This window comes from Rhodococcus sp. DK176 (assembly GCF_038447315.2).
Classification (GTDB): domain Bacteria; phylum Actinomycetota; class Actinomycetes; order Mycobacteriales; family Mycobacteriaceae; genus Rhodococcus_F; species Rhodococcus_F jostii_A.
In genome coordinates, this window is sequence record NZ_CP118322.2 from 385,002 (window position 1) to 401,200 (window position 16,199).

15 protein-coding genes and 5 pseudogenes are annotated in these 16,199 nt (G+C 65.0%); 12 read left to right on the forward strand and 8 right to left on the reverse strand.

Annotation, left to right across the window (positions count from 1 at the left end; genetic code table 11):
* Nucleotides 1-293: 293 nt before the first annotated feature.
* Nucleotides 294-1,025: a sulfite exporter TauE/SafE family protein gene (locus PSR88_RS38690; RefSeq protein WP_016880543.1), complete on the reverse strand. Its 732-nt coding sequence runs from the start codon at nucleotides 1,023-1,025 to the stop codon at nucleotides 294-296.
* Between the two features lie 61 nt (nucleotides 1,026-1,086).
* Here PSR88_RS38690 and PSR88_RS38695 point away from each other — a divergent pair, with 61 nt between their 5' ends.
* Nucleotides 1,087-1,671, forward strand: coding sequence for a hypothetical protein (locus PSR88_RS38695; RefSeq protein ID WP_237723838.1), 585 nt, complete (start codon nucleotides 1,087-1,089; stop codon nucleotides 1,669-1,671).
* Nucleotides 1,672-1,678: 7 nt separating this feature from the next.
* Here the strand turns inward: PSR88_RS38695 and PSR88_RS38700 are convergent.
* Nucleotides 1,679-2,431: pseudogene (locus PSR88_RS38700) on the reverse strand (IS256 family transposase); the annotation flags it as partial.
* Nucleotides 2,432-2,479: 48 nt separating this feature from the next.
* Here PSR88_RS38700 and PSR88_RS38705 point away from each other — a divergent pair.
* From PSR88_RS38705 to PSR88_RS38715, 3 genes are all read left to right on the forward strand, one after another.
* The gene (locus tag PSR88_RS38705; protein WP_016880541.1) at nucleotides 2,480-3,664 is read left to right on the forward strand and encodes an IS30 family transposase; all 1,185 of its coding nucleotides are present in this window, start codon (nucleotides 2,480-2,482) and stop codon (nucleotides 3,662-3,664) included.
* Nucleotides 3,665-3,764: 100 nt separating this feature from the next.
* Complete coding sequence (locus PSR88_RS38710) at nucleotides 3,765-4,136, forward strand: transposase (protein ID WP_016880540.1); 372 nt, start codon at nucleotides 3,765-3,767, stop codon at nucleotides 4,134-4,136.
* On the forward strand, nucleotides 4,136-4,888 hold the full coding sequence (locus tag PSR88_RS38715) for an IS3 family transposase (protein WP_016880539.1): 753 nt from the start codon (nucleotides 4,136-4,138) through the stop codon (nucleotides 4,886-4,888). The genes PSR88_RS38710 and PSR88_RS38715 overlap by 1 nt, the downstream gene beginning before the upstream one ends.
* On the opposite strand, the gene PSR88_RS38720 is transcribed toward PSR88_RS38715, so the two are convergent.
* Complete coding sequence (locus tag PSR88_RS38720; protein ID WP_037195973.1) at nucleotides 4,785-6,179, reverse strand: IS30 family transposase; 1,395 nt, start codon at nucleotides 6,177-6,179, stop codon at nucleotides 4,785-4,787. The two genes, PSR88_RS38715 and PSR88_RS38720, sit on opposite strands and share 104 nt — an antisense overlap.
* Here PSR88_RS38720 and PSR88_RS38725 point away from each other — a divergent pair.
* Nucleotides 6,083-6,505, forward strand: a complete 423-nt coding sequence (locus PSR88_RS38725; RefSeq protein WP_083853015.1) for an integrase core domain-containing protein — start codon at nucleotides 6,083-6,085, stop codon at nucleotides 6,503-6,505. The genes PSR88_RS38720 and PSR88_RS38725 overlap by 97 nt on opposite strands.
* A gap of 46 nt (nucleotides 6,506-6,551) precedes the next feature.
* On the opposite strand, the pseudogene PSR88_RS38730 reads toward PSR88_RS38725, so the two are convergent.
* Together PSR88_RS38730 and PSR88_RS38735 are read right to left on the reverse strand one after the other, a co-directional pair.
* Nucleotides 6,552-7,409 (reverse strand): annotated as a pseudogene (locus tag PSR88_RS38730) (transposase); the annotation flags it as partial.
* Nucleotides 7,406-8,506: an IS630 family transposase gene (locus PSR88_RS38735; protein ID WP_037198108.1), complete on the reverse strand. Its 1,101-nt coding sequence runs from the start codon at nucleotides 8,504-8,506 to the stop codon at nucleotides 7,406-7,408. The gene PSR88_RS38735 and the pseudogene PSR88_RS38730, both read right to left, overlap by 4 nt.
* Nucleotides 8,507-8,958: 452 nt before the next feature.
* Between PSR88_RS38735 and PSR88_RS38740 the strand changes: the two are divergent.
* Nucleotides 8,959-9,799, forward strand: a pseudogene (locus tag PSR88_RS38740) (SDR family NAD(P)-dependent oxidoreductase).
* 269 nt (nucleotides 9,800-10,068) lie between these two features.
* On the opposite strand, the gene PSR88_RS38745 reads toward PSR88_RS38740, so the two are convergent.
* A complete protein-coding gene (locus PSR88_RS38745) occupies nucleotides 10,069-10,497 on the reverse strand; it encodes a hypothetical protein (protein ID WP_016884898.1) in 429 nt (142 codons plus the stop codon).
* Nucleotides 10,498-11,175: 678 nt separating this feature from the next.
* Between PSR88_RS38745 and PSR88_RS38750 the strand changes: the two genes are divergently transcribed.
* The 6 genes and pseudogenes from PSR88_RS38750 to phoU all read left to right on the forward strand — a co-directional run bounded on the left by PSR88_RS38750 (nucleotide 11,176) and on the right by phoU (nucleotide 14,779).
* Nucleotides 11,176-11,445 carry a hypothetical protein gene (locus PSR88_RS38750; protein WP_157180210.1) on the forward strand — a complete coding sequence of 90 codons (270 nt, stop codon included), beginning with the start codon at nucleotides 11,176-11,178 and terminating at the stop codon, nucleotides 11,443-11,445.
* Complete coding sequence (locus PSR88_RS38755) at nucleotides 11,442-11,933, forward strand: hypothetical protein (protein WP_016884896.1); 492 nt, start codon at nucleotides 11,442-11,444, stop codon at nucleotides 11,931-11,933. Before PSR88_RS38750 ends, PSR88_RS38755 begins: the two co-directional genes overlap by 4 nt.
* 170 nt (nucleotides 11,934-12,103) lie before the next feature.
* On the forward strand, nucleotides 12,104-12,805 hold the full coding sequence (locus PSR88_RS38760) for a hypothetical protein (protein ID WP_029539781.1): 702 nt from the start codon (nucleotides 12,104-12,106) through the stop codon (nucleotides 12,803-12,805).
* A complete protein-coding gene (locus PSR88_RS38765) occupies nucleotides 12,792-13,580 on the forward strand; it encodes a hypothetical protein (RefSeq protein ID WP_016884894.1) in 789 nt (262 codons plus the stop codon). Before PSR88_RS38760 ends, PSR88_RS38765 begins: the two co-directional genes overlap by 14 nt.
* A gap of 70 nt (nucleotides 13,581-13,650) precedes the next feature.
* A pseudogene (locus tag PSR88_RS38770) lies at nucleotides 13,651-14,072 on the forward strand (DUF6308 family protein).
* Nucleotides 14,073-14,131: 59 nt separating this feature from the next.
* Nucleotides 14,132-14,779 (forward strand): phosphate signaling complex protein PhoU, encoded by a 648-nt coding sequence (phoU, locus tag PSR88_RS38775; RefSeq protein WP_016884893.1) that lies wholly within the window; start codon nucleotides 14,132-14,134, stop codon nucleotides 14,777-14,779.
* A gap of 363 nt (nucleotides 14,780-15,142) precedes the next feature.
* On the opposite strand, the pseudogene PSR88_RS38780 reads toward phoU, so the two are convergent.
* A pseudogene (locus PSR88_RS38780) lies at nucleotides 15,143-15,268 on the reverse strand (hypothetical protein); the annotation flags it as partial.
* Nucleotides 15,269-15,348: 80 nt separating this feature from the next.
* Complete coding sequence (locus tag PSR88_RS38785; protein ID WP_342338978.1) at nucleotides 15,349-15,495, reverse strand: hypothetical protein; 147 nt, start codon at nucleotides 15,493-15,495, stop codon at nucleotides 15,349-15,351.
* Nucleotides 15,496-16,199 lie beyond the last annotated feature (704 nt).

The following is a 16,199-nucleotide window of genomic DNA, read 5'->3' on the forward strand; positions in this document are numbered from 1 at the left end:
CGCGGGCTCGGGCGTTGTAGGCCGGACAAGGGTGAGGAACTCGAGCCTCACCCGCTGGGTGCCGGATCTGGCGGCGAACTCGCTCGTCCTCCGTCGCCGCGCGGTGGTGAGGTCCGGCGTCCCCGCCAGTCGAAGTAGACCGAGGTGGGAACACAGTCGCGCGCTTGCGCTCAGGAGAACGGGCGATATCCCGCGCGCAGCCGGGCGGCGTCCCCGTCATCTCGATCCCCACGCCGTGGCACATCGCATGCGCCGCGTGGGGATCGATCGCTGAGCGCGTCTCCGCGGAATTCCTATCCGACGACGAGAGTCACGGCGCCGGACGCGATCACCAATACGATGACGGCGGACCGAAACATGCCCGGCGTGATCCGGCGGGCAATCGACAGTCCAGTGAGGTTGCCGACCAGCGCGGCGATGACGAAGACCGGAAGGCGCGGCCAGACCATCGAAACGGTGATCTCGTCGCGGATAAAGAGAGTGCCGAGTGCGATGACATTCGCGACGATGAAATAACCTGCGAGATCGGCGATGAATGCCAGCGGTGGCAACCGGGCTCGCATCAGGAGCAGAACAGGAGGCGGACCGTTGAGGGACGTCGTGGTCCCGAGGTAACCGCCGACACCGCCGGTCAGTACTTGCGCAACGGCAGACGGCTGCCGTGGCGATACCGTCCGGACCGGAAGGGCCATGGCGATTCCGCACAACATCACCAGCGCGCCCGCTGCCGGCTTCAAATACTGCTCCGGCAACAGACTGAGAGTGACCGCACCGAGCCACGCTCCAGGCAAACTGCCGCCGCCCAATAGTGCAACCCGACACCAATTGATCTGGCTCCATAGCTGGTACGCCACGTTTACGCGGGTGACCAGGCCGGCGACCAGATTGACAAATACCACTTCGCGTACGTCGAATCCGACCATCAACATGACCGGAGTCGCGATAAGTGCGGTTCCGAAGCCGGTGGCGCCTCCAATGATCGAGGCGATGCCGAGACACAGGACGCCCACAAGTAACAGCGTCATCGCGACCCCCTTCCGATCCGGGCAGCACACTCCGCAAGGTTTGACGCTCATGTGGCCAGGCATGACCGCATTCACGAGCGACATCAGCTCCATGTCGATACTGCTGCATCTGCGCGAGAGCATTCAATCCTGCCGCGTACCCGAATGCCCAGTTGAGTCCCAAAAACACCTCGACTGCCCGTACTGGCATTGCGCGCCGGCGAAGGTGCTCGTCGACGAACACAAGAGTCGAGACCTGCTCGCGGCCGGATTCTCGGTGGTGCGGCTGCGCGAGGACAACCTCCCGGCTCTGGACATCGACCATCCCTACTACCAGGAAGTGCGGGTGCACTCCACCGTCGCGCGACGAGGACCCGTCATGGCGGACATCCACGACTGGATCACGGACCTGACCGCGTCACTCGCGCGCGTGACGGGACCGGTCAGAAAGCCGCTGCCCCCAACCGACATCCGAACGCCCCGGGCCGGACCAGACGAAAGCCCCGGGCGAGAGGTCCTACCTGAGCATACCGGCGCAGATCCACGCCCACCGCCGACACCTGTCATCCAACACCGGCATGTTTCTCTGCAATTCGGACGTCGGTCCAACGCCAAACATGAACTACGCTCAGTGCGGGTCTGTCAAGTTAACGGTGTAACTGTTTGAGCTGTGGCTACTTTCGTCCGGCGGACAGGCGTCCGTCGAAGGTGATCTCGAAGGCATTCAGCGCTGCCTTCCAGCGGTTGGACCAGCGCTGGCGGGCGGTGCCTTTGGGGTCGAGGCTCATGATGGCCAGGAACACACATTTCAGGGCCGCCGCCTCGGTCGGGAAGTGGCCGCGAGCCTTGACAGCCCTGCGGATTCGGGCATTGACACTCTCGATCGCGTTGGTCGTGTAAATCACCTGCCTTATCGCGTGGTCGAACTGCAGGAACGGCACAAACTCGGCCCAGGCGTTGGTCCACATCCGGATGATCGCGGGATAACGTTTCTCCCATTTGTCGCTGAACTCGGCGAACCGGTCCAGCGCGGCCTGCTCCGACGGCGCGGTGTACACCGGTTTGAGGTCCTTGGCGATCTCGGCCCAGTCCTTGCGGGAGGCGTAGGCGTAGGTATTGCGGAGGAGGTGGACCACGCAGGTCTGCACGATAGTCTGCGGCCACACCTGTCCGATCGAATCGGGCAGATGCTTCAGACCGTCACACACGACGATCAGAACATCCTGCACACCACGATTTTTCAGCTCCGACAACACCCGGAGCCAATACTTCGCCCCTTCCCCGTCGCCGTGCTCGCCGGCCCATAATCCGAGGATGTCGCGAGTGCCGTCCACAGTCACCCCCATCACGACGTAGATCGGCCGGTTGGCCACGTTGCCGTCGCGGATCTTGACGTGGATACAGTCGATGAACAGCACCGGATACACCGGGCGGATTCCACTGATCGAAGCGAATCCTTCCCCGAGAGGATTACGATGCCCAGGTATGCGTGGAACAAGTCACCACAGGAAGACAAGCGCCGCTACTTCGAGCTGATCAGACAAGGCCACTCAGGATCGAAGGCGGCAGCGACGGTCGGCGTGTCGCTGAGCTGTGGATCGTTGTGGTTCATCGACGCTGGCAGTGTGTCTTATGTCGAGAGTCCGATCAGTAGCCGCTACTTGAGCCAAGACGACCGTATCGAGATCGCCGACGGGCTGGCCCGTGAGGAGTCGGTCAAGACGATCGCGGAACGCATCGGCAAAAGCTTCCAGTCGGTGTACAAGGAGATCGCACGCAATCGAAAATCCGATGGTCGTTACCAACCGTGGTACGCCCACAACCAGGCACACCAGCGTCGACGACGCCCGAAAGTGCGTGTGTTCACCCATGATGACACGCTGCGTCGGCTCGTCGCCGCTAAGCTCGGCAAGCGCTGGTCGCCGGCACAGATCAGCCGGTGGCTGCGGCGACGTTACCCACGCCGCACGGCGTGGCACGTGTGCGTTGAGACGATCTATGAGGCGGTGTACCGCAGACTGGTCTTGGCTGCGACGGGCGGGTCTTTGCGCACCGGCCGGACTTATCGCCGGCGCCGTGGCCGCGGACGATCCCGGGACGGTTCGCTCAAGCAGTCAACGAATATGACGCCCATCGCGCAACGGCCAGCCCACGTGGAATCACGTCGTCGGGTCGGGCATATCGAGGGCGACCTCATCATCGGCGCCGGCCAGAGATCGGCGATCGCGACGCTCGTCGAGCGCAAGACGCGATTGACCATCCTGGTCGCGATCCGTGGTGGCCACTCCGCGCAAGTCGTCGGGGATGCTCTCATCGAGCGCTTCGCGCAGATGCCCGTCTCGCTGCGTCGGTCGCTTACCTGGGATCAGGGCAACGAGATGTTTCACCACGAGCGTATCGCGGACGCCACCGGCCTGAGGATCTACTTCGCCGATCCCCACTCGCCGTGGCAGCGGGGATCAAACGAAAACACAAATGGGCTTTTGCGGCAGTATTTCCCGAAGGGAACTGACCTAAGCTGCTGGACCCAAGACCAGCTCGACGAGGTCGCCACCGAACTCAACGACCGTCCGCGGCTATGCCTGAATGACCTCACTCCGAACCAGGCTGTGCGACGATGGTGGCCCCTGCACGATTACCCGATGATTCGCCACGACTAGTGGAATCCGCCCCGGGTCCAGCGGCCGGTTCTGCCACTCGAGCATGCCGTCCATCACCCGTTCGGTGATCGTCGAGATCGTCTGAGGTTCCCCCTGAAAAGTGGACATCGAGTTGGCGGGACTCCAGTCCCGCTGGAAGGATGTCCGTATGCCTCCTCGCAAGCGTCGGTCGTTCACGGCCGAGTACAAGGTCGAGGCCGCCCATCGTGTGATCGATTCCGGTCGTACCATCGCGGAAGTGGCCCGGGAGCTGGGCCTGAACGAGAGCCTGTTGGGTGAATGGGTCAAAGTCGAGCGCCGCAGGATCGCTGCCGCCGAGGTCCATGGAGAAAAACCTCTGGACACGGCCGAACGCGCCGAGTTACTGCGACTGCGACGGCAGGTCGGCGAGCTTGAGAAGGACAACGCTTTTCTGGTAAAAGCCTCGGCGTACTTTGCTGCGATGCAGAAGAATCGACCCGGTTCGATCTGATGGTGAAGTACGCCGGCCCCGACGACATTGCGGAGACCGCCGGTACCGCCGCACCCGAAGGTGAGCGCTTTTCGATCACGCGGATGGCGCGACTGTTGACAGTGTCCACATCTGGCTATTACCAGTACATCAAACGTAGGGCCACCACGGTACTGACGCCGAGGCAGCAGCGTCGCGCCGACCTCGAAGTCAAGATCGTCGAGATCCACAAGGATTCGAAGGGAACCTACGGGTCTCCGCGGGTCACGGCCGAGTTGCGTTCTCAGGGTGAGGTGGTGAACAACACGACGGTGGCCAAGATCATGGCCTCGATAGGTATGGAGGGCATCAGTCCGCGCACGTTCAAGGTCAAGACGACGGTGGTCGATCCGCAGGCGTCGTTCCCGCCGGATCTGATCGAGCGGCACTTCGACCAGGGCAGACTCGATGCCGTCTGGCTCACCGACGTCACCTATCTCACCTCCGGTGAAGGTGACATGTTCTTGTGTGCGATCCGGGACGGCCATTCGCGGAAAGTGTTGGGATACAGCATTGCTGATCACATCGGTGCGGAGATGGTCACGACAGCCATCGACCGGGCCGTGGCTGCGCGCGGTGGGTGGTGTCGTGAGACGATCCTGCATTCGGACCGGGGTGGAGAAGGCGGATTCAACCGGTCGTCGCAACACCGTGCCGTGAGGACGAGTGTACGTGTTCGGCAAACACTTCCGCTGGAGTTCTCCAACCGTGGACCTTTCGGGGACGGTTGTTGAGCGCATCGGCGACCGCCTGAGGCTCACGGAACTTGTATCGGGACAGATCAGTTCCCTTCGGAAAATATTGTCGCAGCAGCCCATTGGTGTTCTCATTCGTTCCGCGCTGCCATGGACTGTACGGATCACAGAAGTAGACACGGATACCGGTTGAGGCGGTCAGCTCGGCATGACGCGCGAGTTCCTTTCCGCGATCCCACGTCACGGATCTGCGTAGATGCTCGGGGAGCGGTGACAGCGTCGCGGCCAGAGCATCACGAACGGACTCCGAACCATATCCGGACAGCGCCGGCCCGTTCTTCACCATCGCCGCTGTTCCATAGCCTTTCAGTCGCGGCAGGTGTAGTAGTGTCGTGTATCTGCTGGTGCGCTCGACGAGCGTGCCGATCGCGGACCGGGTCAGACCGATGATGAGGTCGCCCTCCCAGTGCCCCGGGGTCTTCCGGCTCTCGACCTCGTCAGGACGGGCGCTGATGGTCACCTCCTCGGTGATGAATCCGGTGCGCTGTTTGCGCGCTCGCGCACGAGGCTTTCGTAGCGCCCGGCCGGTGCGCAAGCAGGCGACGAGCTCCCGCTCCAAGCCGCCGCGACCCTCGATGTAGAGCGATTGGTAGATCGCCTCAGGTGAAATGCGCATCGTCGGGTCATCCGGATAGTCGATCGGCAGGCGATTCGAGATCTGCTCCGGACTCCACGCCGTCGCCCACCGACGATCACCGCGCCGAGGCTTGTTGCGGCCAATCCAAGCCGCATCCGGACCGGACACCACGGTTCCATCGTCGGCACGAATCACACCGGACAGTTTGTCCTGCACATATTCTCGCAACCGATCGTGTTCGGCGAGCTTCGCCGGCTTCGGGCGCCTCGCGGCGAGATCGGCCTTCCACTGCGCGGTCGACGCGCGATACTCGAGCTTGCCATTGCGGGTGGCGGCGTTCCGCCGCAACTCTCGCGAGATCGTCGACGGTGACCGTCCGATCCGGTCAGCGATGTCGCGCATATTCATACCCTTGGCTCGCAGCAGCGCGATATCCTCACGCTCGGTGAACGACAGGTACCTCCCCGAGACCGGGGTCAACTCGATCGGTGGCATCCCACCAGCCTGGCGGAACCACCGTGTCCCCACCGGCCCCGACACGCCGCATGCGGTCGCTGCGTCGTCGCTCGTGAGACCCTCGGCGATCCGCGTCCAGAATGCCCGCTCTAGATCTCGGCGTATCGGAGGACGTCCCGGTGACCGCATCACCGCACGCCCCGTCAACGCTGCCGCCCACCCGGGTGGTCGTCCCATCCCACACCTCCGTTATCGAGGTGTTGCTTCCACCGGTTGAGCCTGGTGAATACACGGCTCACCTGACCGCGGCCGCCTGTTTTCGGCACGGGTTGCGTCGGTCGATGGGTGCGACCGGGATCTGCTGGGACAATAGTCCTTCCGAATCATTCTGGTCGACCTTCAAGCACGAGGAATACTATCGGCACGTCTTTGCGAGGAAGTCTGATCTCGTTGCCGCAGTTGACAGCTGGATCATCTTCTACAACACTGTCCGACGACACTCAGCAGTGGGAATGCAAAGCCCCGACAGCTACGAGAAGTCACTTCGGGCGGCAGTCGCCTGAAGCAGGTAACCCCCTTGTCCACCGTTCGGGGGTGCCTCTCTATTTGTCAAGCAGCCCTTTCGGATTCTTCCTCGCGTTGTCGGTGGCTGCGTTTTTCGTCGGCGAGCATGATGCGCCAGACGTGATCGGACAGGTGCCGCTTGAGGCTGCGGTTCGCTGCGCGGCCACTCTTGCCCTCTGCGATCTTCTTGTCGTAGTAGCCGCGGCCGGTGCTGGCAGGCATCCGGATCTGGACCATCGCGATCGTGTAGAGCGCACTGTTGAGTTGCCGGTCTCCGTACCGGGACAGGCGGTGGCGATCAGTGTCGGCGCTGGCGATCTGCACCGGTGCCGAGCCGTTGTAGTTTGCGAAGGCCGCGGCGGTCGGAAACCGGCTGACGCGCCCGGTTCGGCCGATCAAGCGGGCGGCGGTCACCGGACCGATCCCGTCGACCTCCCGCAGACGGGTGCCGTGCTCGTCGAGAGCCTGGGTCATCTGTTTCTCGTTCACCGCGAGCCGGTCGTCGAGGCGCCGGAGGTCGGCGATCAGGTCGCGACACAGCCCGACGCGGGTTCGGTCCACCTCGCTGCGGGCACGGAAGCCCCGCAGCAGTGCCGTGGCCGAGGCGGCAGTCAAGGAGGTTGGCGCCCCGCCGGCCAGCAACTGTCGTAACAACGCGTGCAGCTGATTGGCGATGCGAGTGCGATTGTTGCACAAGTTTGTTCGACGTTCGTCGAGCAAGGCCAGGACGTCGGTCGGGCCTTCGGGGACGACCGGTCGGGCGTCGCCCTGCAGGGCGGCCACACACGCGGCCGCGGCGGCGTCGATGCGGTCGTTCTTGCGCCGGCCGCCGCGGGAGAGTTGCCGGACCCGGGCGGTGGCGGTGGCCGGAACGTCGAGGACCATCTCCCCGAGGACGACTAGTGGTCTGTCTGCGATTTGATCTTGTGGAGGGCGGTGCGGCCGCGTTGGACTTTGGCGATGATGTCTTCCGCGGTCGCTTTCCACACGAAGGGTTTGGGTTCCTCGTTCCAGTGTTGTGCCCACGTGGTGATCGCGTCGGCAAGGTCGGTGACGCTGGTGAAGACGCCGCGGCGCAGCCGCTTGTCGGTCAGTTCTTTGAACCAGCGTTCGATCAGGTTCAGCCAGGAACTCGACGTTGGGGTGTAATGCAGGTGCCACCGGCGACGGTTCTTGTGCGCCAGCCACGCTTTGATTTCCGGGGTCGAGTGCGCGGACAGGTTGTCGAGCACGACGTGAACGTCGAGCGAGCGCGGGACGCTGGCGTCGATCTGCTTGAAGAACCGCAGCACATCGGCTCCGGCGTGGCCCTTGCGGAGGTCTGTGAGGACCTCCCCGGTGCCGACGTTCATCGCCGCGAACAGATCGATGGTGCCGTTGCGCTTGTAGTCGTGGGTCATCGTCCCGGCGCGTCCTGGCTTCATGGGCAGCGACGGCTGGGTGCGGTCCAACGCCTGGCATTGCGTCTTCTCGTCGAACGAGAACACCACCGCCCGCGCGGGCGGGTTCAGGTACAGCCCAACGACATCGACGAGTTTCTCCTCGAATCGCGGATCGTTGCTGATCTTGAACGTCGCGACCCGCCAGGGCTTGAGATTGTGATCAGCCCAGATCTTGGCGACGGAGTCCTTCCCGATCCCGACGCGGGCGGCCATCGTCCGGGTGCTCCAGTGTGTCGAGCCGTCCGCCGGACGCTCCTGATGGGTCAACCGCAGCACTTCTTCGACTGTGCCCGCCGGCAAACTCGGTTTGCGGCCTCGCCCCTTCGCGACCGTCCCGACCCCGGAAGTTCCCTCTTCTGCGAAGCGAGAGCGCCAGCGCCGCACCGCTTCCGGAGTCACCTGGCAACGTCTGGCTATCTCGGCATTGGCCACCCCGTCGCCTGCCCACAGCAAGGCCCGCGCCTGGACCACCTTCCGGTGCGGCAGTGTCGTCGAGGCCGCCATCCGCCTCAACTCCGCCCGCTGTTCGTCACTGACCGACAACGCCGCTGCAACCATGCGTCGACTATATAAAACGCTCGACTAATTCGCAGACGGACCACTAGCGAGCTCGACACGGCCGTGCTGCCTCCGTCGCGCTCGAATCGCCACGACAGGGACCTGCTGGACAGCGTGATCGGCGAACTGCCCGCATTGTGACGCACTCGCGCAGCCATCGGCACGAACCTGCCCGGTACCGCAGGGGCGAACCGATATCTTCCGCTGTCGAGGACGCGTTCGACTCGCCGCGGTCCGTCGATGCGGTGGTCAACACTTGCCGGCGCACTGGTTAGTGGTGGGGTGAGATCGGCCCGCGAGCATGGTGAGGCCGCAATGTGCGAATCATCCAAGGTCGCAGTGTCCTTCGGGGTCGAGCGCAACGGTCCGGGACGAACCTCGGAGGACGTGCATGCACAGCCTTCCCCATACTCATCTTCTACTGTCGATCGTGGGGATTGTTACCGGGGTTCATGAGCGGGAGGGGAAGTTGGTTGGGTTACTTCGGGGGCCGTGTCGTCGCGGTGACGGGTGCCGGCGCCGGGATCGGTCGTGAGCTTGCTGTGCAGCTCGCGAGGGCGGGGGTGCGGTTGGCTCTCTCGGATCTGGACGGATCGGCGGTGAAGGACACGGTGGATCTGTGTGGTGCGGTGTCGGGTTCAGTTTTCGCCGCCGCGGTGGATGTGTCGGACAGGAACGCGGTGTTGGGGCACGCTGCGGAGGTCGGGGACAGGTTCGGCGGGGTCGATGCGGTGTTCAACAACGCCGGGATCCTGTTCGCGGGTGATGTCGTGGATTCGGAGTTCGCGGATTTCGAGCGGGTGATGGCGGTCGATTTCTGGGGAGTGGTGTATGGGACGAAGGCAATTTTTGCCGTATGTGATGCGGTCCGATCGTGGGCATGTGGTGAACACGTCGTCGGCGTTCGGTCTCATTGCGGCGCCGGGATACTCGGCGTACAACGCTGCGAAGTTCGCGGTGCGGGGGTTCACGGAGTCGCTGCGCCAAGAGATGCAGGTCGGTGGGCACCCGGTGAAGGTGACGTGTGTCGTCCCAGGTGGTGTCCGCACCTCGATCGCTCGCAGGGCTGGTCATGCGGTGGGTGTCGATGGTGACGAGGTTGCGCGGTCGTTCGAGGAACGTATCGCCAGAACGGATCCCGGCGAGGCTGCACGGGTGATTCTGCGGGGCGTGGAACGGGGCAAGGCGCGGGTATTGGTGGGCCCGGATGCTCGGGTGGTTGATGTGGTGACCAGGATGCTCGGGCCGGCGTATCAGCGGTTGTTGCCGGCGGCGATGCGTCTCCAGAAATGAGGTGTCCACCCCACAGCCTCGGAGACTGTTCGCCTGTGAATCTGGTCGCGTCGGGGACGCCGACACGCAGCCTCGTTGCTGGCTCCACCGGCCGGGGAGCGGCTGCCGCGCGATGTCACGGCCACGAGCCGCCAGCTGCTCCTGGCGGCTACCCGCGGCTCTGTCTGGTCGTCGCTTTTCCTCTCTTTGGAGCGCCGATCGGTTGGCTGACAGGGCTCCTCGTAGCCCACTGAGGGTGACGTTTCGCACGCACCTGAGAGGGCCCGGTGTCAACGAGGGAAGAGGTGTTCCATCAGTTGTCCCAGGGCGCCCTCGTCCAGGCGGGGGAGGATGTCCATCCACACGCGCAGTGGTGGCCGCCCGATCACGGGTACGTCGACGAATACGAGGGAGCGCTGCGGCGAGGACCAGTCGCGCATGTCGAGTGTCGAGCACCCGGGGACCGGTTCGAAGCCGCTGGTGCACACCACGCTCACCCCGGGCTCGACGGGAGTCAGAACGCGGGTTCCCGGGACGTCGGGGTTCCAGAAGCCGGGGTCCTGCGGACCGAGCACGTCGTTGACGAACACTTGGGAGCCGCGAGGAATTGCCGGGGTGGCGGGGTCGGCGTCGGCGGGGGCGGAGCCGATCAGCACCGTTGCAGCGGCCAGAGCGAGAATGCTGCCGGTACGCCGTCCGGAGGGAATCGGCAGGGCCATGTCGGACTCCTTGATCAGGAAACGTGCGAAAGCGTGTCCTCACGGTAGCCGTTGCCCGCATCGAGTTTCCGCTTCGCGTGGCGGACCGGGCGACAGTGCTCCTGCGGCGGAGGGGCCCAGGCCATGCGTGCTGGATCTGGACGAGTCGTGGAGGCGCTGCGCGGGCTGGTATCCGGGTTCACGTCACAGCTCTGGGGGCTGTGTAGTTGCCGACGGCTCTCGGAGGCGAGTTCAGGCGCCGCAGCTGGGGGCCGCGCGAAGGAGTGGGTATGGGTACCGCAGAGGGGGCCGGCGTTGATTCGTGGCCGATGGCCGCGGGGTGTACGCCTACACGCAGAATCGCTTGTACAAACTTAAGTACTCGATGGTGTTTTAGTTTGTATTCCCATTTGGGTGGGTGGGGCGGAGGTGGTGGGTGTGGCTCGGGCGGATCGGTTGTTGTCGGGTGCGTTGCTGTTGCTGCGTCGTGCCGAGGTTCGGATCGTCTCAGGTGGGCCCACTGATCTGGATCTGGTTGTCCCTGGCGGGGGCGCGGTGGCGGTGAGGGTCAAGGTGTTTGGGAGGCCGCCGACCCCGAGCATTGTCGAGGGCCTACGTGGGGGGAATCGCGGGGACCGGTTCCTGCTTGTCACCCCGCGTGCGACGTCGTACTTGGGGGATCTCGCGGCGGAGGGGGTGGTGGATTTGATCGCGGTCGAGGAGGGTCGTGTCGTCATCGGGGGTGTCGACCACACCGCGGCGTCGACCGAGGCCGGGTCGGAGGACCGGGGTTTGCGGCGTGGTCGTCGGTCGTGGACGCGGTGGGCGGTCGAACGGTTGCTGTTGTTGGCCGAGCAGCCGGTGACGCAGGTCGAGTTGGCTGCGGTGTTGGAGGTCACGCAGCAGTCGGTCTCTCGCATGTGTGGCGGGGTCATCGGTTCGCGTCGCGCACCGACCGTGGGTGGGTGATCGGGCAGCGCGCCGAGGCCCTCGATGGGGTCCGGGTTCGGGGGGGTGTGTCGACGTACTGGTATGGACTCGATCCGGTGGTGCGGCAGGCGGAGGCGGCCGCAACCTGGTGCGCTGAAAGCAATGTGGGGTGTGTGCTGACCGGGGATGTGGCCGCGGATGTGTACGCGCCGTGGCGGTTGCCGGCGGTGGCCGGGCTGTATAGCGGTGGGCTGTTGGACTTCACTGCGGCCGGTTTCACCCCGGCCACCGATGCGGAGTACACGCTGGTGGTGACGGTGCCGCAGGACCCGACTGTGTGGCGCACCGCGGCCGCGGCGGCACAACCGACGGCGCGGGTCGATCCGGCCGCGGTCGACGCGGTCCCCCCAGTGCGGGTCGATCCGATCATCGCGTTGCGCGATGTGCTCGCCAGCGCGGGCCCGGATGCGGCGGAGGCCGCCGAGCAGCTGCGCCGGACGATCCTGGACGGAACCTGGCGTGGCTGACGTGGTGCGGATCGATGTCGCCTCTCGTGCGGCGGGCCTGGGCTATGGACGATGACGCCGCAGTCCTGGACGTGTCGGACGGGAATGCCCGGTCGCAGTCGGTAACGGCTAAATAAGCTCGCTGAACTGCATTTATTGCGTTATATAGTCGCAGGTGCGACCATATGTGTATGGGTGAGATGTCGGTGGCGGCTGCGGCCGCCGAGCTGGGCGTGTCCGGCCGACAGGTCACTCGTCTCGCGCGGGCGGGGGAGCTGGTGGTCACGCGTGAGGTGGGGAAGGCGTTGCTGTTGGATGCGGGGTCGGTGCACCGTGTGGCGCAGACGGACCGCCATCGAGGCCGGCCCTGGAACGGGGATGTCGCGTGGGCGGCGTTGGCGATGTTGTCCGGGGTGGGGGTGGATTGGATTTCTCCTTCGCAGGCGAGTCGTCTGAGGCATCGGCTGCGCCGGGCGAGCGCGACCGAGGTGGCGTTTCTTGCCCGCCGGCGCGCGCGGGTGCACCGGATGCGGGGATGGGGCGATGATCTGAACACTCTTGTCACCGGCGGGTACGTGGCGGCCACCGGTGTCAGTGCGCTGACCCAGGTTCCGGGGGTGGCGGGCCGATTCGGTTTGTCGGGAAGGGGTGGTGGTGCTGTGGACGGGTATGTGGTCGGCGACGACCTCGCCGGCGTGATCGATACCTTCGGTTTGGTGGCGGACGGTCAGGGGGACGTGACGTTGAGGGTGGTCACTGCGCTGGACCGGTTTTTCACAACGACGACGTTGCCGGCGGCGGCGATAGCGGTCGATTTGATGGAGTCGCTCGACACCCGGGAGCGCAGCGCCGGGGCGCGGGTGCTGGGGGAGTTGCTCGATGACATCCGGTGAGCGGCCGCAGTGGACGGTGCAGGCACCGGTCGGCGGGTGGGGGCCGCCGTGGCCGCAGGCCGCCGAGATCGCCCAGATGATTCCGTCCGAGCAGTGGACGTTGATCGGCGGGTTGATGGTTCAGCTTCATGCGGTGCGCGCGGGTGTGCCGCCGACCCGGGCGACCGTCGATGTCGACATGATTCTGCATATCGAGACCGGTGCCGCGACGTTCGGCGGTGTCCGCGCCCGGCTCGAGCAGCTCGGATACGAGTTGCAGATGCCGGTGAGGGGGCGGGTGCACCGTTTCGTACGTTCGGGTGGTGTCGAGCAGGTCGATGTGATGGTCGCCGACCACCTGGCACCCCGGTATCGGCCGAGGGTGTCTGGACGTGAGGTGTTCGCAGTTCCTGCGGGCACGTCCGCGTTGCGCAAGACGGTGGACTGCCTGATCGAGATCGATGGGGTGTCAACCAAGTTGAGTGTGCCCGATCTCCTGGGGGCGTTGGTGCTCAAGGGCGCAGCCTACCTCGAAGATCCCCGCGATCGGGGGCGTCATCTCGACGATGCCGTGGTGTTGGCGTGCGCCATCGAGAACCCCATGGCCGATCGGGCACGGATGAGGGGAAGCGATCGCGGCAGAGTCCGAGCCCTGGCCGAGGCATTGGCCGATCCGGATCATCGCTCGTGGCTGTCGATGCCCGAGCAACGCCGGAGACGAGGACGAGATGCGTTGCAACTGCTAGTTCAGGAGCCGAAAGCGAGAGCTCCTCAGCAGCAACGAAATACACGATAATGAGACACTTTGTCGACTGCCGCTCTACCGGGCGCGGACGTGGCGTAGATCGCAGGTCCCCCCGACGGCGGTGCGGGGTGATCCTGGACGCCGAGGCGGAGGCCTCGAACGCTCCTCTGGCGGCGGTGGGCCCGGATTGGGACTGGTCGACGAACCGGAGCCGCTGACCCCTGGGTGGCCCGCCTGGGACCTGGAAACCGCCCTCCGCGGCCTGCGGGACGTGGGCGGGATGAAGGCGACGAAGCTGATCGCCCGCAAACGCCCCGGCTCTACCCGATCTGGGGCTCCGTCGTCAGTCAGGTCCTGGGCGCCGCCCGCGCACATCTGAACCCGGTCCGGGAGGCCCTCCGCGCCGACGACGGAGCGTTGCATCACCGGTTGCTGTCGATCCGGGAGGAGGCCGGCCTCCCCGCGGAGATCTCCGCGCTCCGCGTGTTCGATGTGATCGCGTGGATGGACGGGGAGAAGTCGCGGCCTGGGCGAGCGCTCTGACCTGGGAAGGTGACACGTCCCGGTGTGCTGTCTTCGGCAGGTGCACGAGGATGATGGTTATGCGGATGAAGTTTCATGAGCAGCTCGACGAGCTGACTGACCGTTTGGCGTCGATGCGCCGGCTGGCCGGGGATGCGGTGCAGGCGGCGACCGAGGCCCTGGTGTTGGCTGACCTGCCCTTGGCGGAGCGGGTGTTCGATCTGAACGATCAGATCGAGGAGTTGCGCGGTCCGTGTGAGGACCTGGCGATGGCGCTGTTGGCGTTGCAGGGCCCGGTGGCGCGTGATCTGCGTCAGGTGGTCACCGGTGTGCACCTGGTGGCGGATCTGAGCCGGATGGGTGGGTTGGTGCAGCATGTGGCCGAGAGTGTCCGCCGCCGCTATCCCGAGCACGTCGCTTCCGGTGAGGCGGAGGAGTTGCTCTCCGAGATGGGGCGGGTGGCGGCCGAGTTGGCCGGCCTCGCCGAACGGGTTCTGCGCACGCATGATCCGGAACTGGCCGCTGAGATCGGTAGGCGCGACGACGAGCTCGACGACTTGCATCGACGGCTGCTCACTCTGATCGAGGATCCGGCCTGGACCGGCAGCATCCCGGCCGCGGTCGATGTGACCTTGCTGGGCCGTTTCTACGAGCGCTTCGGTGACCATGCCGTCGTGGTCGGGCGCCGGGTGATTTTCCTCGTCACCGGGGAACAGATGTCCCCGTAGGTCGTCGCCGTCACGGGCCGCATCGCCGCGGCCGATCCGAGCGCGGACTTCGCCCTGCCCGTTGGTGTGCGCGTTCGTGCCGTTGGTGGTGTGGTTCCTCGTGTCGATGGCACTGTTCTTCACCCCGACTGAACCTGTTATTCGGGTTGTTCGAGGGCGTTGGTGATGTGTTCGTGGACCGGAGGTTTCGAGGTTCTGGCCAGCGGCGTGGGCGCGGGTGTATTCGTCGGCGTTGAGCCGGATGGGGATGCGGTGGGCGGGGCCTGGGGTGGGCCTGTGGGCGAGTTCGCGTCTGAGGTGCTTACGCATTTCGCTGATGGGTAGGGATGCGAGGTCGGTGAGGATGTGAGCGCCGGTGGAGGCGGGGTCGTCGAGTAGGGCCAGGAGGAGGTGGTTGGTGCCGATCCTCTTCGTGCCCGAGCAGGGCAGTCTGGCGCAGGCTGCCCTCGAGGACCTTCTTCGTCTTCGGGGTGAACGGGATGTGCTCAACCGCCGGAGCGGAGCCCGCCGGTGCGCTGAAACACCGCCGAGCTTGCACTCGAGGGCCGGCGCGGTGACACCCCACGAGGTCAGCGCCGCCGCTCCGGGCCGCCAGCGTCGAAGATCCCGACCAGCAGGTGTTCGGTGCCGACGGAGTTCTGGTGGTGGGTGCGGGCGGCGCCGGCGGCGAGGACGACCACTTGACGGGCTTGATCGGAGAATCTCTCGAACACCATGACGCGCTCCCTCCCAGGCGTCGCCGCGAGCTACGCGAACTACTGCTGAATTCCCTGCTGCCCATTCTGGGCGGTGCGTAGGTGGTTAGGGGTGGGATCGATGCGACCTCGGCACCGGTGGGCGTAATAGTGCTGTGACCTGGTGTGATGGCATGCCCCCGGTTTGTGATGTGGGGGTCGCCGGCGACCTGTTCGGGGAGTGGCGGCGCCGGGGTTCCGGCGGGCGCGCGGGTGTCTGTTGCGTCCGGTTTTGAGTCGTTTTTGAAAGATGTTGATTTGCAACATGTTTCGGTAATTAGTTGGTGAGTAGGTCTTTACGTGTTTTGTGCACAAACCTCAGATTGTAAGGTTTAGAAGTTGTTGTTGATCAACAGATTTGGATGATTTGAGGTTTTCGATGTTTTGGGTTGGGTGGGGGTGGGTGGTATGCTGTGGGTATGACATGGAGCGGCACAGGAAGGCGAGTGGGCGGCGGGTCGGGCGCACCACCCCGTCTCCCCAGCCTCGTTCGGCTGTGGGGGACCGGATCAAATGTGCCGATGAAAAGCTTTGGTGAGAGCCTAATCTTGGAAACTCAGAGGAGCGAAGCGACTCGATCGTCGGCAACGGGAATGGACCCACTGCGAGCCGCGCAGCGGCTCCCTGGCGGGGAGCGCAGCGACTCGCCCCGTCTCCCGGCGCGGAGCGCCGGGAGCAGCGCCGCG